Raw genomic sequence first — 18,388 nt, forward strand, 5'->3', positions numbered from 1 at the left:
AAGGATCGCCATGTTCTCCTTTGACCGCCAGCAATTCGGCCCGCGCTTCACTTTCGGTGCCGCGACGGCCGCCTATCAGATCGAGGGCGGGCAGATGGACGGACGCGGGCCTTCCATCTGGGACAGTTTCTCGGCCACCCCAGGCAATGTTCGCAACGGCGACACCGGGCGCAACGCCTGCAATCACTATGAACTCTGGCCTGCCGATCTCGATCTGATCCGCGACGCCGGTTTTGACGCCTATCGATTTTCCTTCGCCTGGCCGCGGCTGATTCCCGAGGGGACCGGCGCCGTCAACGCTGCTGGCGTCGACTACTATGATCGCCTCGTCGATGGCATGCTCGAGCGCGGCATCAAGCCCTATGCGACCCTTTATCATTGGGATCTGCCGTCGGCCCTGCAGGACAAGGGCGGCTGGATGAACCGCGATATCGCCAGCTGGTTCGCCGACTATGCCGTGTTGATTGCCAACAAGTTTGGGGATCGGCTCGAAGCCATCGCCACAATCAATGAGCCCTGGTGCGTTGCCTTCCTCAGCCACTATCTCGGCATCCACGCACCCGGCTATCGCGACCTGCGCGCTGCTGCCCGCGCCATGCACCACGTCCTGTTTGCACATGGCACAGCCATTGATGCCCTGCGCGCAAACGGAGCCAAGAACCTGGGTATCGTGCTCAATCTGGAAAAATCCGAAGCGGCCAGCGATAGTGCTGAAGACCTCGCGGCTCTGGACCTGGGCGATGCCCTCTTCAACCGCTGGTACCTAGGCGGCGTCCTCAAGGGGCAATATCCCCAGGTGGTGCTGGACTTCCTCGGTGAGCACATGCCCGCCGGCTATCAGGCCGACATGGATGTCGTCTCCCGCCCGCTCGACTGGCTCGGTATCAACTACTACACACGCAGCCTCTACAAGGCCTCCAACACGCCCGGCAATCCCATCGAACAGGTTCCCGGTCCGCTGGAAAAGACAGACATCGGCTGGGAAATCTACCCCAAGGGCTTGAGCGACCTGCTGGTGCGGGTGTCCAACGAATACACCAAGATTCCCCTCTACGTGACCGAGAACGGCATGGCCGAGGTTGAAGGTGAAGACGATCCGCGCCGCGTCAAATATTACGACGAGCATCTCAAGGCCGTGCTGACCGCGCGCGAGCAGGGCGCCGACGTGCGCGGCTATTTTGCCTGGTCGCTGCTGGACAATTATGAATGGGCCGAAGGCTATGAGAAGCGCTTCGGTCTGGTTCATGTCGACTACAAGACACAGGTCCGCACGCCCAAGGCGAGCTATCGGGCATTCCAGGGGTTGCTGCACAATAGCCGGTGAGCCGCTCTTTCAGGGCAGGGGCGCGAGGTGCTAGGTGTGGAAGACCACCGCTGCACCGGAGCCGACAATGACCGCCAACCCGCTCATGACCGAGCAGAAGAAGATCGATAACGCCGCCATCGATGCGGACTGGTGGCGCGGGGCGGTGATCTATCAGATCTACCCGCGCTCCTTCCAGGATCAGGATGGCGACGGCGTTGGCGATCTGGTGGGCATTACCAGCCGGCTCGACTATGTCGCCGATCTGGGCGTGGACGCCATCTGGCTGTCGCCGGTCTTCACCTCGCCCATGAAGGACTTCGGATACGACGTCTCCAACTATCGCGACATCGATCCCTCGTTCGGTACGCTCGAGGATTTCGACCGACTGGTGCAGAAGGCGCACTCGCTGGGGCTCAAGGTCATCATCGATCAGGTGATTTCCCATTCCTCCGACAAGCATGCCTGGTTCGCCGAAAGCCGCGTCTCGCGCACCAATGCCAAGGCAGACTGGTATGTCTGGGCCGATGCCAAGCCCGATGGCACCCCGCCCAACAACTGGCTCTCCATCTTCGGCGGCTCCGCCTGGCATTGGGACAGTCGGCGCATGCAGTATTATCTGCACAATTTCCTGGTCTCCCAGCCCGATCTCAACTTCCACAATCCGGATGTGCAGGACGCCCTTCTGGGCGAGATGCGCTTCTGGCTGGAGCGTGGCGTTGATGGCTTTCGCCTGGACACCGTGAACTTCTATTTCTGTTCGCTGGGGCTGGAGAACAATCCCGTCGTCAAGGCAGAGGACTTCAACGCCTCCACCGCGCCGGCGGTCAATCCCTACAATTTCCAGGAGCACATCTACGACAAGTCGCGCCCTGAGAACCTGGCGTTCCTCAAGCGCCTGCGCGCACTGCTGGACGAATATCCCGGCCGCACCACCGTGGGCGAGATCGGCGACAGCCAGCACCAGCTTGAACTGATGGCGCAGTACACCTCCGGTGAGGACATGCTGCATATGGCCTACACTTTTGACTACCTGGGCGGCGAGTTCTCGGCTGCCCATTTCCACGCAGCCATCGCCGCCACCGAACAGCAGGCCCCTGATGGCTGGATTTGCCTGGCCTTCTCCAACCACGACGTCGTACGTCATGTCAGCCGCTGGGCGGCCCATGGTCAGGAGGCCGCCTTCACGCGCCTGGCCGCCACCCTGATCCTCTCCATGCGCGGCTCGGTGTGCCTCTATCAGGGCGAAGAACTCGGCCTCAAGGAAGCCGAGCTGTCCTTTGCCGATCTGGTCGATCCCTATGGCATCGAGTTCTGGCCCGAGTTCAAGGGCCGCGACGGTTGCCGCACGCCCATGGTCTGGCAGTCCCATGCCGCCAATGGTGGCTTCTCGATTGCCAATCGGACATGGCTGCCGATCCCGGCGGAGCACCTGAGCCACGCCGTGGACCTGCAGGACAAGGTCGAAGGCTCGCCGCTTGAGTTCTATCGGTCCATGCTGGCCTTCCGGCGGGCACATCCGGCCCTGGCCAAGGGCAGTATCGAACTGCTCGACACAGTGGGCAATGTGCTCGCCTTCATCCGTCAGCATGGCGACGAGCGCCTGCTCTGCGTGTTCAACATGGGCGATTCAGAGGCCAGCTATGTCCTGCCGGCCGGGCTCGTGCCAACCGACATCGGCTGCCCCGGCGTCACGGCCGCCCCGGTTGGTGACAAACTCGCGCTCGAGCCCTTCGCCGCCTATCTGGCCCGTATCTAGAGCGCGAGCGGCCTTGCCAGGCTGGTCTCTCACTCTCCCGCAGAAGGTTCACCCCAGCTCGGGTAGGCGTGCCGCCACCAGATCCTGTGTCAGCTGGTGCTGCGGCTGGCTGAAGATCGCGCTCGGCCGGCCCTCTTCAACGATCTTACCGGCCTGCATCACCAGGACGCGATCGGCCATGGCGGCAACCATGTCGAGGTCATGGCTGATGATGAGATAGGTCAGGCCGAACTGCGCCCGCAATCGGGCCAGCAGGTCGAGCACTTCGCCGCGCACGGAAACATCCAGAGCCGACACCGGTTCGTCGAGCACCAGCAGGCGCGGACGTGTCACCAGGGCGCGTGCAATCGCCAGCCGCTGTCGCTGTCCGCCGGAGAATTCATGCGGATAGCGATCCAGCATGGCCGGGTCGAGGCCAACAGCACTGACGGCTTCCGCCAGTCGGGCCGGCGTCTGCGCGCGATCGAGGCCGGTTTCGAGGTGCAGCGGCTCGGCCAGCGAGTTGCCGATGGTCAGGCGCGGGTCGAAGCTGCTGAACGGATCCTGGAACACCAGCGAAATGTCGCGTCGCAGCGCCTTGGGCAAGTCCCTGCCGCGATAGCTCTGGCCGGCGAAGCGCACCGACCCCGCCGTCGCGGTATCGAGCCCGACAATGATCTTGGCCAGCGTGGTCTTGCCGCAACCGGACGGGCCGACCAGCGCCAGAACTTCGCCGGTGCCGATGGTGAAGTGGACATTGTCGACCGCCCGCAGGGGCTTGCCGGCCAGCAGGAAGGCATTGCGCTGGCGGTAGTCGCGCGTCAGGCCCTCAACCTCCAGCAGCGGCGCGCCGACGCTGTGTTGCTGGTGCGTCGAAACATCAAAACGCGACGCCGCGATCAGCCGCCGCGTATAGTCTTCCTTGGGTGCACCCAGGACATTGCTCACCGAACCGGTCTCGACGATGCGCCCCTTGTGCATCACGGCAACGCGGCTGCACACCTGCGCCACGGCCTTGAGATCATGGCTGATGAACAGCAGCGCCATCCGTCGGCGCGCGCAGATCTCCACGATCAGCGACAACACCTTGCGCTGCGTGATCAGATCGAGAGCGGACGTGGGCTCGTCGGCAATCAGAATGTCGGGCTGGCTGGCCAGGGCCATGGCGATCATCGCACGCTGTCGCTGTCCGCCAGACAGCTGATGCGCATAGCGGTCGCCATGCTTCTGCTCCAGCCCGACCTCGGCCAGCAGCTGCGGCGTATCGATCTGGGCGGATGCATGCAGGCAGTTGAGGTTGATGGCTTCGGCGATCTGGTCATTGATGCGCATCAGCGGGTTGAGCGCGGTCATGGGTTCCTGGAACACCATGCCGATACGCTTGCCGCGCAGGCGCGCCATGGCGCGCTCCGTAGTCGGTGTCGGCGCGCCATCGATGCTGATGCGCCCGGCGCGCGTGGCGCCTTCCGGCAGGAGGTCGGTGATGGCGAGCGCTGTCAGCGTCTTGCCTGAGCCGCTCTCCCCGATGATGCCCAGCCGCTCGCCGCTGTCGAGCGTGAGATCGATACTGTTCACCGCCACCACGTCGCCAAAGCGGACGACCAGATCTCTCACATCAAGCAAGGACATTGCGAGGTCCCTGGCGCAGGCGGGGGTCGATGGCGTCGCGCAAGCCGTCGCCGGCGATATTGAGCGCGATCACGATGGCGACGATGCACAGCCCCGGAATGATGCTCAGAAGCGGATGGATCAGGAACAGGCTCTGCGCATCGCGCAGCATCAGGCCCAGACTGGTCTCGGGCGGTTGTGTGCCCAGCCCGATATAGCTCAGCCCTGCTTCGGACAGGATGCCCAGCGACATCTGGATCGTGCCCTGCACGATGATCAGGCTCATGATATTGGGTAGCAGGTGTCGCAGCGCGATGCGTGCATTGCTCAGGCCAGCCAGTCGTGCCGCCGCCACGAAGTCGAGTGTCGCAATGCTCAGCGCTCCGCCGCGCGCCACCCGCGCAAAGACCGGGATGTTGAAGATGCCGATCGCGACGATGGCATTGATGGCGCCCGGGCCGACGAGCGTGGTGATCAGAATGGCCACGATCACGGCCGGAAAGGCGAACACGAAGTCGGACAGGCGCAACACCAGCCATTCCACCCAGCCACCCCAGGCCACGGCCGCCAGACCCAGCGGCACGCCAACGCCCACACCGATCACCACCGCCAGCAGCGCCACCGAGAAACTTGTCAGCGTACCAGACATGAGCAGCGAGACCATATCGCGGCCAAGGTTGTCGGTTCCCAGCCAGTGCTCGGCCGTGGGGGCAAGAAAGCGTCGGCCGATATCGATCTCGGTAATGGGGAACGGCGTCCACACCAGCGACACCAGGCCCAACAGGGCAAAGATGCAGGTTGCACTCAGGCCAATGGCCAGGCTCGGATGGGCAAGCAGCCGCTTCATGTCCGCGACCCTTCCCGAAGCCGCGGGTCCACCACCGCATAGGCAATATCGGTCAGCAACATGGTGCTGGTTACCGCAATGATCAGGATGATTGTGGCGCCGCGCACCAGGATCAGGTCCCGCTCCAGGATGGCCGTGTAGATCAGTCGGCCCAGTCCGGGCAGGTAGAATACATTCTCGACCACGATGGTGCCTGCGATCAGATAGGCAAACTGCAGGCCCAGGATGGTCAGCACCGGCAGCATTGCATTGCGCACGCCATGGCGCCAGAGCGCTTCATCCATCGTCAGCCCCTTGGCCCGCGCGGTGCGTATGAAATCCTGCCCAGCCACCTCAACCAGCGATGTGCGCATCACCCGCGCCAGGATGGAGGCCTGTGGCAGCGCCAGCGCGAGGCTAGGCAGAATCAACCCGCGCAGGGCCGCCCCGCTGTCCTCGCCCCAGGGCGTGAAGCCGCCCGGCGGCAGCCAGCGCAACCCCACAGCAAAGATCAGGGTCAGCAACATGCCGAACCAGAAGTTGGGGATGGCCACGCCTGTCTGCGCCAGCACCATGATGCTGGTGTCCAGCGCCTTGCCCCGCCGCCGCGCGGCCAGAATGCCCAGCGGCAGACCGACCAAAATCGAGATCACCATCGCGGCCAGTGCCAGCGGCAGTGTCACGCCGAGCCGGTCCCAGATCAGCGATGCAACGGGAGCCCGCTGCGTATAGGACATGCCGAAATCGCCGCGCAGCATGCCGCCCAGCCATTCGACAAAACGCTGGTACGCCGGCGCATCCAGCCCCATCTGCAGTCGCAGCCGCGCCACGGAGTCAGGCGTGGCATTGATGCCCAGGATGAACTGCGCCGGATCACCCGGGAGCAGGTCCAGCAGATAAAAGATCACCATCGCCGCAACCAGCAGCGTGACCCCAAAGCCGATCAGGCGGCGCGCGATATAGGCGGTCATGATCGCTGAGGGGCCCATTGCCCCCCAGGCGAAATTGCGCCCGCATCTGCGGGCGCAATGAGTGGGCGCGATGTCAGTCCCGCAGTTCGGGTCGCTTTATTCGGTCCAGGCGATATCACGCAGCACCAGGCCCTCGATGGGAGAATTCTGCCACATGCCGGTGAGCTTGGCATTCCACACGCCCGTCTGGGCCAGCTCGAACAGATAGCCATTGACGGCATCCTTGGCCAGGATCGTCTGGGCCTCGATGGCCAGTTCCTTGCGCTTGGCTTCATCGATTGTGCCGTTGAGCGTCTCGATGAGCGCCTGGAACTGCTTGTTGTCATAGCCGAAGTAGTAGTCCGGGTTGGCATAGTTGCCAATGTCGAACGGCTCCACATGGCTGACGATGGTCAGGTCGAAATCCTTGTTGGAGTATACGTCCTCCAGCCACTGCGCCCATTCCACATTGATCAGGTTGAGCTTGATGCCGATCTCTGCGAACTGGCTGGCAATGATCTGGCCAGACAGGCGCGCATAGGCCACCGGCGGCAGCTTCAGCGTTGCGGCAAAACCATCGGGATAGCCCGCTTCCGCCAGCAGGGCCTTGGCCGCAGCAGGATCATAGGAATAGGTGTCGGTCAGGTCGACATAATAGGGATTGTGCGGGGCAAAGGGTGCCCCGATCGGCGTGCCATAGCCATAGGTGGCGCCATCGATGATGGCCTTGCGGTCGATGGCATGGGCCATGGCCTGGCGCACCTTGAGATTGTCGAAGGGGGCCTTGCGGTTGTTTGTGGCCAGGATTGTCTCGCCTTCAGTGGTGCCGACAAGCACCTTGAATTGCGGATTGCCCTCGAACACGGCCAGGGCTTCAGCGGCGAAATTATTGGTGCCGTCGATATCGCCAGCCAGCAGCGCATTGGTCACGGTGGCCGTGTCGCTGATGAACACATAGGTGGCCTTGGTCAGGTGCACGGGGGCGCCCCAATAGGGGCCATAGGCCTCCAGGACCACGCGGCTGCCCTTGTCCCACTGCACAAAGGCGAACGGTCCGGTGCCGATGGGCTCATTGGCATTGTTGTCGGCGCTTTCCGGCGCCACGATCACCGCGTCGCCGCGGCCCAGGTCAAACAGGAACCGACCCACGACATGGTCAAGCGTCATGGATACCGTCAGCGGATCCACCACGGTGATCGCGGTGATCGGCGTATAGAACTCCTTGTGCGCATTGACACTGTTCTCACCCAGAATGCGGTCAAAGGTGAACTTGACGTCTTCGGCATCGAAACTGGTGCCGTCGTGAAAGGTCACGCCGTCGTGCAGCTTGAAGGTGTAGGTCAGCCCGTCATCAGAGATCGTCCAGCTCTCGGCCAGCCCGGGCTGGACTTCGCCATTCTGGTCGATGCGGGTCAGCCCTTCGAAGATGTTCTGGTAGACCACGATGTCGATGGCTTCAGCGGCGCCGGCAGTGGGGTCCAGCATGGGTGGCTCCAGCGCCACGCCAATCCGCACTTCGGTCGGTGCGGCCTGTGCCACGCCAGCCAGGGCGGCGCTCATCCCCAGGACAATCCCGAAGGCCTTGAGCATCTTGTTCATCGCGTCACTCCCGCTTGCGGCGCCTCTGGCGCCGTCTGATCCGTGTGCTGCGCCCGACAGTCTACCGGTGAGCAGCTTGCCCCGCCCTGCCAATGGCTCGGACGGTGTCAGGCGCAGCATATAGGAGATCGGCACTAACATGGCAGCATGCGCCGGTGTTATACTTTCCTACGATCGCCCAGCCGCGTAGCAAGAACCACCGGAATAAGCCCCGCAAGGACGATACAGAGTGCGGGAAGCGCTGCCTGGGCGAAAAGTCCAACATTTGCCCGCGAATAGACCAGAGTCGCCAGCGTATCCACGCCCAGGGGGCGCAGCAGCAATGTGGCGGGCAATTCCTTGATGATCTCGACGAACACCAGCGTGGCAGCGCTCAACAAGGCAGGCATCAACGTGGGCAGGTCGATGCGCAGCAACAGGCCCAGGCCCCGTTCGCCCAACACTCGTCCGGCATCCAGCACGCCGTCACCGCGTTTCTTCATCGCCGCGTCCAGCGTCGAGTGGCTCACAGCCAGAAAGCGGATGGCATAGACATAGAGCAGCGCCGCCAGCGAACCCGACAGCACCAGGCCCGGTCTCCAGCCTGCCAGTGCCATGGTCATCCGGTTGAACCACAAATCGGCCTGGCCCAGCGGCTGCAGCAGCCCCAGCGCCAGCACGGTGCCGGGAATGGCATAGCCCAGCGTGGCGATGCGGATCGCGCCTTTTGCCAGGCTGCCTGAGCCATGCGCTAGCTTGGCGGCCACAAGGCCTATGGTCACCGTGATAATGGCGCCAAGGCTGGCCAGGGTGAGCGTCGGGACCAGGGTTGCAAGGGTCATCTGCACCGATTCAGGCGCAGCCAGCCGCAGCGCCAGATAGGTCAGCTGCCCCACCGGTATGCCAAAGCCCAGCGCCAGCAGGATCAGGCAAAAGCCCGACGCCAGCCAGCGCCGGGCACCGATCAGTGCCTCACGCGCTGGCGGCACGCGACTGTCCCGCCGCCCCAGATAGACGCGGTCACGCCGCGCGCGCTGTTCGGCCGCGATCAGCAGCCCGATTACCACCACCACGGTCACCGCCAGCTGTGCCGCACCACCAAAGTCCGAGCGATTGATCCAGGTGGAATAGATGATGGCCGTGATGGCGTTGACGCCAAAATACTGCACCGCACCGAGGTCGTTCACCACTTCCATCATGGCCAGCGTCACACCCACCACCAGGGCCGGGCGTGACAGGGGCAGGGTCACCGAGAAGAACGTGCGCATGCCGCCAGCGCCGAGCGTCCGCGCCGCAATATTGAGCGAAGCCGACTGCATCAGAAAGAACGCGCGGCAGGCCACATAGACATAGGGATAGAGCACGCTCGAGAGCACGATCACCGCGCCCCAATTGCTGCGGATATCGGGGAACCAGTAGTCCTGCAGCGTCGTGCCGCCATTGATCGCCCGCAGGGCCGACTGCACCGGGCCTGGAAAGCCCAGGAACTCGACATAGCTATAGGCAGCCAGATAAGTCGGCACCGCCAGCGGCAACACCAGCGCCCAGTCAAACAGCCGGCGAAACGGGAACTCGTAATGTGTCACCAGCCAGGCTGCCACAAGGCCCACGCTTCCGGTGATGAGCCCGACACTGACCATCAGCGTGCCGGTTTCGCGCAGCGCGGTCGGTAGCATGGTCGCCGCGAGCCCGTTGCTGCCCGTCGCCACTGCGCCGACAGCTGACCAGCCCAACCACACAATCGGCAGGCCCATCAACAGGGCGATCAAAAGCGCAGCGACCGGCGAAGCATGCGCTCCGCCGGTCCAGAAAGTCCGTCGCTTGTCTGAAAATCTTGAGATCAGGCGACTCCGCCGCGCTTAGTTCTGCGCACCTTCGTTGAACTTGAGCTCATCGACAAGGGCTGCAGCCTCGGCGCGATGGGCAGCAATCTCCGACAGGGGCGTGCTGGCGGGCTTCAGCGTGCCCCAGCTCAGCGTCAGTTCCGACGGCGAAACCGACGGCACCACAGGGAACTCGTAATTGGTGTCGGCATAGATGCTCTGGGCTTCGTCCGACAGCAGGAAGGCGATCAGCGCGTTGGCGTTCTCGACATTGGGGGCATATTTGGCAATGAAGCCGCCGGCCACGTTGACCTGGGTCCCGTCAGTCTCTGCATCGGGATAGACGATGCGGGCGGAATTGGCCCATTCCTTCTGCTCAGGCTCGGCGTCGTTGTTCAGCATCACGCCCATGTAATAGGTGTTGCTGATCGAGAGATCACAGGTGCCGGCCAGGATGTTCTTGACGCCTTCGCGGTCATTGCCGGAAGGCGGATAGGCCAGGTTGTCGCGCACGGCGGTCAGCCAGGTGCGGGTGGCGTCCAGGCCCGTGGCGGCGATGCGCTGGGCAATCAGGCCGATATTATAGGCATGGTCACCGGGGCGGGTGCAGACGCGACCCTTCCATTCCGGCTTGGCAATGTCGTCATAGGTCAGTGCCGTGGCGTCGACGCGCTCCTTGGAGACAAAGAAAACGCGGGCGCGCAGCGACAGCGCGGTCCAGTTGTCGTCATCATCGCGGAAAGCAGCCGGAACGCGTTCGTCCAGCACAGGCGTCGTGATCTTCTGCGTCAGGCCCTGCTCTTCGGCGCCCACCAGATTGCCGATATCAACCGTGAGCACGACGTCGGCGGGGGACAGTTCGCCCTCGGCGGCGACACGCTCCAGCAGGCCGTCACCGGCATAGAGCACATTCACCTTGACGCCGGATTCAGCCGTGAAACGGTCCAGCAGCGGCTGCAGCAGGCTCTGTTCGCGATAGCTGTAGATATTGACTTCACCGCTTTGGGCAAATGCGGGTGCAGCCATGCCCGTCAGTGTGACGGATGCGAGAAGTGCAAGGGCCAGGCGCGCTGTATGGGTCATGTTGTTCTCCGATTGGCGGCGGGGTTCAAGGTCCCGCTGAGACGGATGCGTTCTGGTCGATACGCCAATGGAAGTCAATATAGCTAGCAAAATCAAAGACTTGCCAATTAGAATGGTTCAAATCTCTGGCGCAATAGCGCTGCAAAAACAGATGATTAGCTGATTGTCACAATCGACATTTTCTGGTGCGACAAAACCGCCGCATGGTCGCGCTCAGGCCTGCGGTTGATCCTCGCCGGGCGCCGCGACCAGATCTGCCGGAATGGTCAGGGTGAACAGCATGCCCTGCTCGCCAGCCGGATCGACCGACAACGAGAAGGCATTGACGGCCAATAGTGATCGCGTCAGCGCCAGCCCGACGCTCGAACGCACCGGAGTCAGCGCCTGTCCGTTTCGGCCTGTGCCGTCGCGAAACACCACGAAGCGCTCGCCCATGTCGACATTGTGGTTCGAACTGTCACGCACATGCACGGCAATTCCCCCATCGTCGGTGCGCTGGGCGGAAATGACCACAGCACCACCCGCCGGCGTCTGGTCGATGGCGCTGGCCAACAGGTTCAGCACTGCCTGTTCAAGCGACGCCCGGTCCGCTGTCAGGCGGGGCAGCGTTTCCGAAATGGCATTGCGCACCAGCACCCGGCCGTTGCTGGCATGCTGGCGAATGCGCAGCACGCAGCCTTCGAGCAACTCGGTCAACTCTATGGTGGCCCGCTGCGCCAGATAGCGGCCGTCGCGCAGGCGCGCATAGTCTTCCAACTCGTCCACCAGCGCGGCAATGTCCTGTCCGGCATGGCTGATGTCACGCGCATATTCGGCCAGCCGTTCTGCGTCGATATCGGGCCCCGCGGCATGCAGCATGTCGGCAAAGCCGATGATGGAGTTCAGCGGGCGTCGAACGCCGCGGCTGATCCGGCCCAACAGGGCGGGGTCGGCGTCTGGCGTGCTGGTGAGGCGCAGTTGCGGCACGGTCCGGGCGCGGACAAAGCCGAAATAGCCGGTCACCACGCCGGCCTGGCCTTGGGCGAACAGGGTAACGCCCGCCGCGCCGGCGCCGCTCCGGATAGTCAGCCAGGGGCGCTCGGTTTCGGCAAATCGCGCCGGCCGATCCAGGAAGTTGCGCAGTGCAGGCACATCCTCGGGCGCGATCAGGCTGGCAAGCGCCTTGCCCTCGGTCGGCCCGGACTGCTCCAGCATGCTGGCTGCCTTGGGCGACATGGACTTGATCACGCCATTGCGGGTGGCTTCGAAGAATCCATCACCGACAATATCAGCCAGGCTCTGGGCAAAGGCGTTGACGGCGGCCTCGTGTCCGGTCCGCACTTCGGTGGCGCTCGCGGACAGCATCAGGGCAGGGCGCCCCTGCCAGGACATGGACTGCAACCGCGCCGTCACCGGCACCAGCGTGCCGTCGCGTTGCACCAGATGATTGACCGGGCCAGCCTCCTGCCCATCCGGTCCGGCTGCGGGGAATACCGCGGCCAGCCCGGCGGCCCGCAGTTCCTCCACCGATTCATAGCCCACCATGTCGGTGATCGCGCGGTTGGCAAACAGGATTTGCTGATCGCGAAACACCAATATGCCCAGCGGCAGACGGTTCAGCACCAGCGTCTCGCCGCCCAGATTGACCAGGGAGGCGCTGGTGTTGGCGGTCGCCGGCGTCGCAACGGCAGCCGGGGGCATGCCGATATCGGCCACGCGATCGTTGAGAATGCGCGAGAGCTCGTCAAAGTTGTAGCGCGACACCCGCTCGACCACTTCCGTGTCCAGAGTGGGCGTACCGACAGCTGCCAGCGCGTCGCCGTCCGGCTGCGGTTCTTCGGCCGCCAAAGGCCGGTCAGAAGCCGGCGCATCGGCGCCATCGAGCCGGGCCAGCTCGGCCTGGTCCTGGGCGTCTTCAGCCATGTCGAGCGCCAGCAGCTCATCGCCAGACTTGGGCTGGGTGTCGTCGGCCCGCTGTGACAACGGCCGGAAGCCCTGGCCAGTCACGCGGAAGAGAGTCGAGTTCTCTTGTTCTGCTTCGGCCGCTCCGTCGGTCTCGGCCGGCGCAGTCTGATGCGACAGATCTTGCGCCGGTTCTGCGGTCTCCGGCTCGGCTGCGTCATGCGCATCGAGGGGTTCAACCGGTGGCGAGACTGGTGGCCGGTCGTCCTCTTCCGTCAGGGGTGTATAGAGCGCTTCATCGGCCGCCAGGCGGTCCAACAAGGCACTCAGCCGCGATCCTGTCGGAGCTGCCGCATCAGCCGAGATTGGTTCGTCCGCCTCTGAGGCAGAGGCAGACGCTGCCTCGTCGTCCGCCTCAGGCCTCTCGACATCGGCGTCGTCGGGTATGGCCTGATCCTCGGGAATCGGGGAGTGGCCAGATTGTTCGGCGGCCCGCCAGCTTTCCAGCTCATGGGCATAGGCGGCCTCGTCCTGGGCGATCAGCGTCTCGATCTGCGCTGGCATCTCGGTCGGCGCTTCGGGCTCGGCAGGTGTCTCGCTGGCAGCCTCGGCCGCCGCGCTCCAGGCCGCCAGATCGTCGGGCGAGCTTTCCGCGGCCTCTGGCGGCAAGTCCGGCACAGGAGCGTGCTCTTCCGTCTCACTCGGCAGGGGTTCAGGTGCACTGGACTCACCTGAAGCTTCAGCCAGTACGGCGTCGGCAATGGGGTCGACCGCCACGATAAGCAGCACGGTCTGTCCATCCTGCCAAATCAGCGGCGTCGTGGCACAAGTGGCAGAAGCCGGCTTGTCGCCCGCCAGAAACTGTATGCGCGCCAGGCTGGTCCGTCCCGGAGATCCGAGCCGGATATTGCGGCTGACCTGGCCTTTGATCGGCACCGCGGGCTGTGCCCGCTTCAGACCGTGCTTCTTGAGCTTGGCCAGAAACAACTCTGCCGCCGGATTGCTCCAGATCAGTGTCTGCCCGTCCTGGGACCACAGCCATGCGGGACGTGGATCATCCGCGTGCTGCTGCACACGGCGGGCACTTGGCGATGTGATCCAGTCAGCATCCATGAACCTTCGTCATCTCCGTTCCGGCGTGTGGCAGCCTAGTGTGCCATTCCGACACAACTGTGCCCGGAACCTTAAGCTTTCTTCAATATAGGTCGGGCAGGGGACGGTCCAGAGCGACCGCCCGCCGGACCTCCCGGCTTCTGGCAAAATGGTTAAAGCGCAATCCCTTACGATATTGTCATCGTGCTGTCGGCTCGCGAGATTTCCCACAGGATCGGTTGCGGCAAAATTGACAGCGTCGAAGGCAAAAAGGGTGCTTGTCATCCTGATCTTCTCAACCTATGTTCCGCGCGCTGTCGGGACGCGATGTTGATTGCTCCCTTGATGAGCCCCTTGCCGCCTTAGCTCAGTTGGTTAGAGCGCTAGATTGTGGATCTAGAGGTCCCCCGTTCAATCCGGGGAGGCGGTACCACTCCCCCGTTACAGAGCCAGCCGAAGTGCCGACAGGTCGTTGGCAATGTCCGCGAACACGGACCGCAATTCCCCAGGTGTCTGCGGGAAGAAGGCGCGCTCGGGTGTGCTGGCGCAGTTGCGCAGCATGGTCTCGACAACCTGTTGCGTGCTCTGCTGTGCCTGGCTGGTTGCCAGACCGATCGTGTAGACGGTGATCCCGGCTGCCTTGGCGTTCTCGCAGGTCTGGCTGGTGCGCGTATTCATATCGGTCACCAGCGTGCTGTTGGGCGCGCCGAGATAGCCCAGGCGTTCAATGTTCCCGCCACTCGAGGAGTTGCCGTTGGTGTTCTTGGAGTTATAGGGGAACCCATATGCCGAGTTGTAGCAACTGCCGTTGAGATTGCGCTGCGGATCGTCGCAGTGGGATGACAAATTGTAGGCGGTATTCTCGCCGTCGGTCATCAGGATCATCACCTTTGAGGTGGCAGAGTTGTAGGCAGATCCCTCAGTAAACGGCGCTGTCGGCGACAGCGCGTTGAAACCCCAGACCGCGCCCTGGTGAATATTGGTGCCGCCTTCCGCACTCATGGCGTTGATCGTGTTGATCACGCTCGTCGGCGAGGTGGTGAGCGGCAGAATGGCGGTTCGGGTGCAGTCCGCATTGGGTCCCCAGGAGAAATCGTCGGGTGCGGCCTGATAGTACTTGCACACGCGTTCCTGCAACTCACGCTGGCTTAGGCCACCAGGCACATAGCCGCCCCCAGTGCAGGTGCCTGTGCGATATTGAGTGCCGCCCGAGCTCCAGCCGCCCCAGCTGATGCTGCGGCACGAGCACGTTGGCGCATGGGATCCGTAGTAAGCGCCTGAGTATTTGCTGTTGTGGTTGAAGTTGGTCGGACCTGTGGGGACGACCGAGACGGTCCACGATCCGCCGCAGCCCCACCAATAGCAACTGCGTCCTTCAGTGATCGTGCAGGTCGTGCCGTTATAGGCCGGGCGATCGCAGACCGCCGGCGTGTCACCGATGTAGCTGTTGGAACCGACGCCATCGACCATGTCCGGTGACAACAGCGGAACATACAGCGAGTTACCCGACGTTGGCGTCACATCGTCCGTATCGAGATACTGGTTGACCGTGCTGCCAGTCTTGATATGCGGGCGCGCCTCCACGCAACCGCGCCAGGCAACGCCGGTTGCAGAAAAGAGCGTAAAGCGGTTCGGCACACTGGCCGGAGGGAGGTCTTCGTTATCGTCATTGTCAAAATTGTCATTGGCAGCAACGGAACTGCCCGTCGTGTCGATCCAGCTGGCGTTGGAGTTACCAGCGCCGACATTGACATACATTGTAAATGGCACCACTGCGGCGCGCACATTGGGCACCAGCTTGGCGCCGGTCGCCGGGACGCAGGTGTCCGGGTTGGTCGAGCTGGTTTCGACCTTGTCGTAGAAGAGTGTATTCGTCGCGCAGTTGGCCGCGTCCTTGAGGAACTGGATGCGCTGCCGTGTGCCATTGGATCCGGCGCCCGTGTATGACATGGAGCCCGAGTTATCCAGAACGAAGGCGACTTCCAGCGCCAGCTTCTTGCGCGTGGCCTCCGATTCGATCGTGGCCGTCATCTGCTGGATGCCCACCAGGCGCACGACGATGGTGGGATAGGTCATGGTTGCCTTGAGATAGAGCGTGCCGTCGGGGACGTTGATGTCGATTCCCGTCACTGCTGCAGTGACATTGAAGGCGGTACCAATCCGGTCCTGCATCAGCTTTTCGGCTTTTGCCCGGAGCTGCTCCTTGGTGTAGTTTGTCTCAAAGATTTCCGGCTGCAGCGCCAGCGCCGCCGCGTCGAGTGCAATCTGGGCCCGATTGCGGGTCTGCTCAAGCGTTACATAGTCAACCACCGATCCGGCCAGTGCGATCAGCACGATGGCCATCACGGCAAACATCACCGCGAAAACGCCACGCTCATCCCGCCCGAAACGCGAAACAAGATCGAAGAAAGGTGGCATGGCAGAGACCCATAGGTTCAACGCCCCATGGCGAGGCGTTCACCAATGTCGGCCAAATTCCTTATTAAAAGACCACCACTTTGCTGTTGATCTTTACCCGACCATACAGGTCGATCACATCCGCGTTAGTCATGCGGATGCAGCCCGAGGAAACGTCCTGGCCAATGCTCCAGGGCTCTGTGGTGCCATGGATGCGATAGAGCGTGCTGCCGATGTAGAGCGCACGCGCACCCAGCGGATTGTTCGGTCCACCGGCCATGGAATGCGGCAGGTCGGGGCGACGCTGGCGCATTTCGGCAGGGGGAGTCCAGGTCGGCCATTCGGCCTTGCGCGATATCTGGTGCGTGCCGTTCCACTCGAAGCCGGATTTGGCGACACCGATGCCGTAGCGGAGCGCGCGTCCGTCCCCAAGCACGAAATAGAGGAAGTGCGCCTTGGTATCGACCACCAGTGTGCCGCTGCGTTCCTGCGTTGGGTAGCGCACGACCTGGCGCAGATACATCGGATTGACCGTCATGTTCGCCTGCAGCTGCAAGGCGTTGCGCGGTCGCGAATCTGTAATGGTGATGCCTGGGGGCGGCATGAAGCGCCAGCCGGGCTGCAGTCCCGCGCCGTGGCCCGGCACGGCCAGAGACATGACCACTGCCAGCGCAACTCCTGCACGCGCCACGATCTGCTTATCCATCGTCACACTCGTTTTCTTCGACACCAGGTCGTCCGAGAGGCGATGATGCTGCAAAATGGCCAATGCTCGATGAACCGGCATGGTTAAGCCATTGCCGAAAGACATCCTTAGCGGGGGCTTAACGGGCTAGAGATAGTAGGCGTCATCACCGGCAGCCAGCTGGCTCTGGCCCATGATGCGTCCGAGCGCTGCGCCCAGTTGTGGCGTGCCAAACGGCTTGATGAGAACATCGTTGACGCCCAGGGCCCGCGCACGGGCGACATTGTCTGGGCTGGCATAGGCAGTCATCAGAATGACTGGCGTCTCGCGCGCTGCGCCGAAACGCGTATCGCGCAGCACCGTCATCAGCCCGGCGCCGTTCACGTCGGGCATGTACCAGTCCATCAGCACCACATCGAACGGTGCTGTCATCAGCGCCAATATGGCTTCGGCCCCGCCGTCGGCCTCGACAATGTCGCGAACCCCGAGCTTTTCCAGGCTCGCTGCACAGATCGCACGTGCATATGTATTGTCGTCCACCACCAGCGCACGCATGCGTCCTGGAATGATCACCCTCTGCCCCCCGGGGATGGTCGCCGCTGTGCCGGTGACGATAATGGCATTCAGCGATTCGCGTCGGTGCCGCCCCATGGCACTCGCCCATCTGGATAGTGAAAGGGCCTAGGCCATGTCAAATCCCGGCTCCGATGCCGCAACCCCGCTCGATGGCCTGCCGCGTTGCCCATGGGCTGGCAATGATCCCCTCTATCGCCACTACCACGACGAGGAATGGGGGCGGCCGGTCGTGAGCGACACGCGTCTGTTCGAGAAGATCTGCCTTGAGGGATTCCAGTCAGGCCTGTCCTGGATCACTATCCTGCGCAAGCGCGAGAACTTCCGGGCCGCCTTTCACGGCTTTGACATCCCTCGCGTCGCGGCGATGACCGAGGCTGATATCGAGCGCCTGCTGGGTGACGCCGGCATCATTCGCCATCGCGGCAAGATTGTTGCCACGATTCACAACGCGGGCAAGGCATTGGAATTGCAGCGTGAATTTGGTTCGCTGGCCGCCTATTTCTGGCGCTATGAGACGCGGCCCGAACACAGGCCGGACGATCTGAGCTGGCCCGCCCTGCGCCTGCTGGCGCAGACAGATGCGTCCCGCGCGCTCAGCAAGGATTTGCGCAAGCGCGGCTTCAAATTCGTAGGCCCCACAACATGTTACGCCTTCATGCAGGCCATGGGACTGGTCAATGACCACACCGAAGACTGCTTCTGCCGGAGCGCTGTCGAAGCCGAGCGCGACCAGTTCAAGAGGCCTGCCCCGGCTTCTGCTTAAGTGTTGCTATTGCGCAACAATTTGGTGTCTCGAGGACAGACTGTCGCATGACATGTTGCGGCTCACGACACTGTGAGTTAGAGCG

General features: G+C 63.0%; 13 protein-coding genes and 1 tRNA gene. 4 read left to right on the plus strand and 10 right to left on the minus strand.

The window, feature by feature from the left end; all coding sequences use genetic code 11:
* The first annotated feature begins 10 nt into the window (after positions 1-10).
* Positions 11-1,324, plus strand: coding sequence for a GH1 family beta-glucosidase (locus tag K1177_RS00690; protein WP_224701267.1), 1,314 nt, complete (start codon positions 11-13; stop codon positions 1,322-1,324).
* Positions 1,325-1,391: 67 nt separating this feature from the next.
* Complete coding sequence (gene bglA / locus K1177_RS00695) at positions 1,392-3,062, plus strand: beta-galactosidase BglA (protein ID WP_224701269.1); 1,671 nt, start codon at positions 1,392-1,394, stop codon at positions 3,060-3,062.
* Between the two features lie 48 nt (positions 3,063-3,110).
* Here the strand turns inward: bglA and K1177_RS00700 are convergent, their stop codons facing one another.
* The 7 genes from K1177_RS00700 to K1177_RS00730 form a co-directional block, all read right to left on the minus strand.
* Positions 3,111-4,670 (minus strand): dipeptide ABC transporter ATP-binding protein, encoded by a 1,560-nt coding sequence (locus K1177_RS00700; protein ID WP_224701271.1) that lies wholly within the window; start codon positions 4,668-4,670, stop codon positions 3,111-3,113.
* Positions 4,657-5,496, minus strand: a complete 840-nt coding sequence (locus K1177_RS00705) for an ABC transporter permease (RefSeq protein ID WP_224701272.1) — start codon at positions 5,494-5,496, stop codon at positions 4,657-4,659. Before K1177_RS00705 ends, K1177_RS00700 begins: the two co-directional genes overlap by 14 nt.
* A complete protein-coding gene (locus tag K1177_RS00710) occupies positions 5,493-6,446 on the minus strand; it encodes an ABC transporter permease (RefSeq protein ID WP_224701273.1) in 954 nt (317 codons plus the stop codon). The genes K1177_RS00705 and K1177_RS00710 overlap by 4 nt, the downstream gene beginning before the upstream one ends.
* 96 nt (positions 6,447-6,542) lie before the next feature.
* Entirely contained in the window at positions 6,543-8,024 is a 1,482-nt protein-coding gene (locus K1177_RS00715; RefSeq protein WP_396119106.1) for an ABC transporter substrate-binding protein, read from the minus strand.
* 158 nt (positions 8,025-8,182) lie between these two features.
* The gene (locus K1177_RS00720) at positions 8,183-9,757 is read right to left on the minus strand and encodes an ABC transporter permease (protein ID WP_224701274.1); all 1,575 of its coding nucleotides are present in this window, start codon (positions 9,755-9,757) and stop codon (positions 8,183-8,185) included.
* Between the two features lie 105 nt (positions 9,758-9,862).
* On the minus strand, positions 9,863-10,909 hold the full coding sequence (locus tag K1177_RS00725) for an extracellular solute-binding protein (RefSeq protein ID WP_224701275.1): 1,047 nt from the start codon (positions 10,907-10,909) through the stop codon (positions 9,863-9,865).
* A 213-nt stretch (positions 10,910-11,122) separates the two neighbouring features.
* Entirely contained in the window at positions 11,123-13,903 is a 2,781-nt protein-coding gene (locus K1177_RS00730; RefSeq protein WP_224701276.1) for a PAS domain-containing sensor histidine kinase, read from the minus strand.
* Between the two features lie 335 nt (positions 13,904-14,238).
* Here K1177_RS00730 and K1177_RS00735 point away from each other — a divergent pair.
* A tRNA-His gene (locus K1177_RS00735) sits at positions 14,239-14,315 on the plus strand.
* Between the two features lie 8 nt (positions 14,316-14,323).
* Here K1177_RS00735 and K1177_RS00740 read toward each other — a convergent pair.
* The 3 genes from K1177_RS00740 to K1177_RS00750 form a co-directional block, all read right to left on the minus strand.
* Entirely contained in the window at positions 14,324-16,300 is a 1,977-nt protein-coding gene (locus tag K1177_RS00740; RefSeq protein WP_224701277.1) for a TadE/TadG family type IV pilus assembly protein, read from the minus strand.
* Positions 16,301-16,364: 64 nt separating this feature from the next.
* Positions 16,365-17,090: a L,D-transpeptidase gene (locus K1177_RS00745; protein WP_224701278.1), complete on the minus strand. Its 726-nt coding sequence runs from the start codon at positions 17,088-17,090 to the stop codon at positions 16,365-16,367.
* 21 nt (positions 17,091-17,111) lie between these two features.
* On the minus strand, positions 17,112-17,615 hold the full coding sequence (locus K1177_RS00750; RefSeq protein ID WP_224701279.1) for a response regulator: 504 nt from the start codon (positions 17,613-17,615) through the stop codon (positions 17,112-17,114).
* Positions 17,616-17,652: 37 nt separating this feature from the next.
* Between K1177_RS00750 and K1177_RS00755 the strand changes: the two genes are divergently transcribed.
* On the plus strand, positions 17,653-18,303 hold the full coding sequence (locus tag K1177_RS00755) for a DNA-3-methyladenine glycosylase I (protein WP_224701281.1): 651 nt from the start codon (positions 17,653-17,655) through the stop codon (positions 18,301-18,303).
* Positions 18,304-18,388: the final 85 nt, after the last annotated feature.

This window comes from Devosia aquimaris, assembly GCF_020169335.1.
GTDB lineage: Bacteria > Pseudomonadota > Alphaproteobacteria > Rhizobiales > Devosiaceae > Devosia > Devosia aquimaris.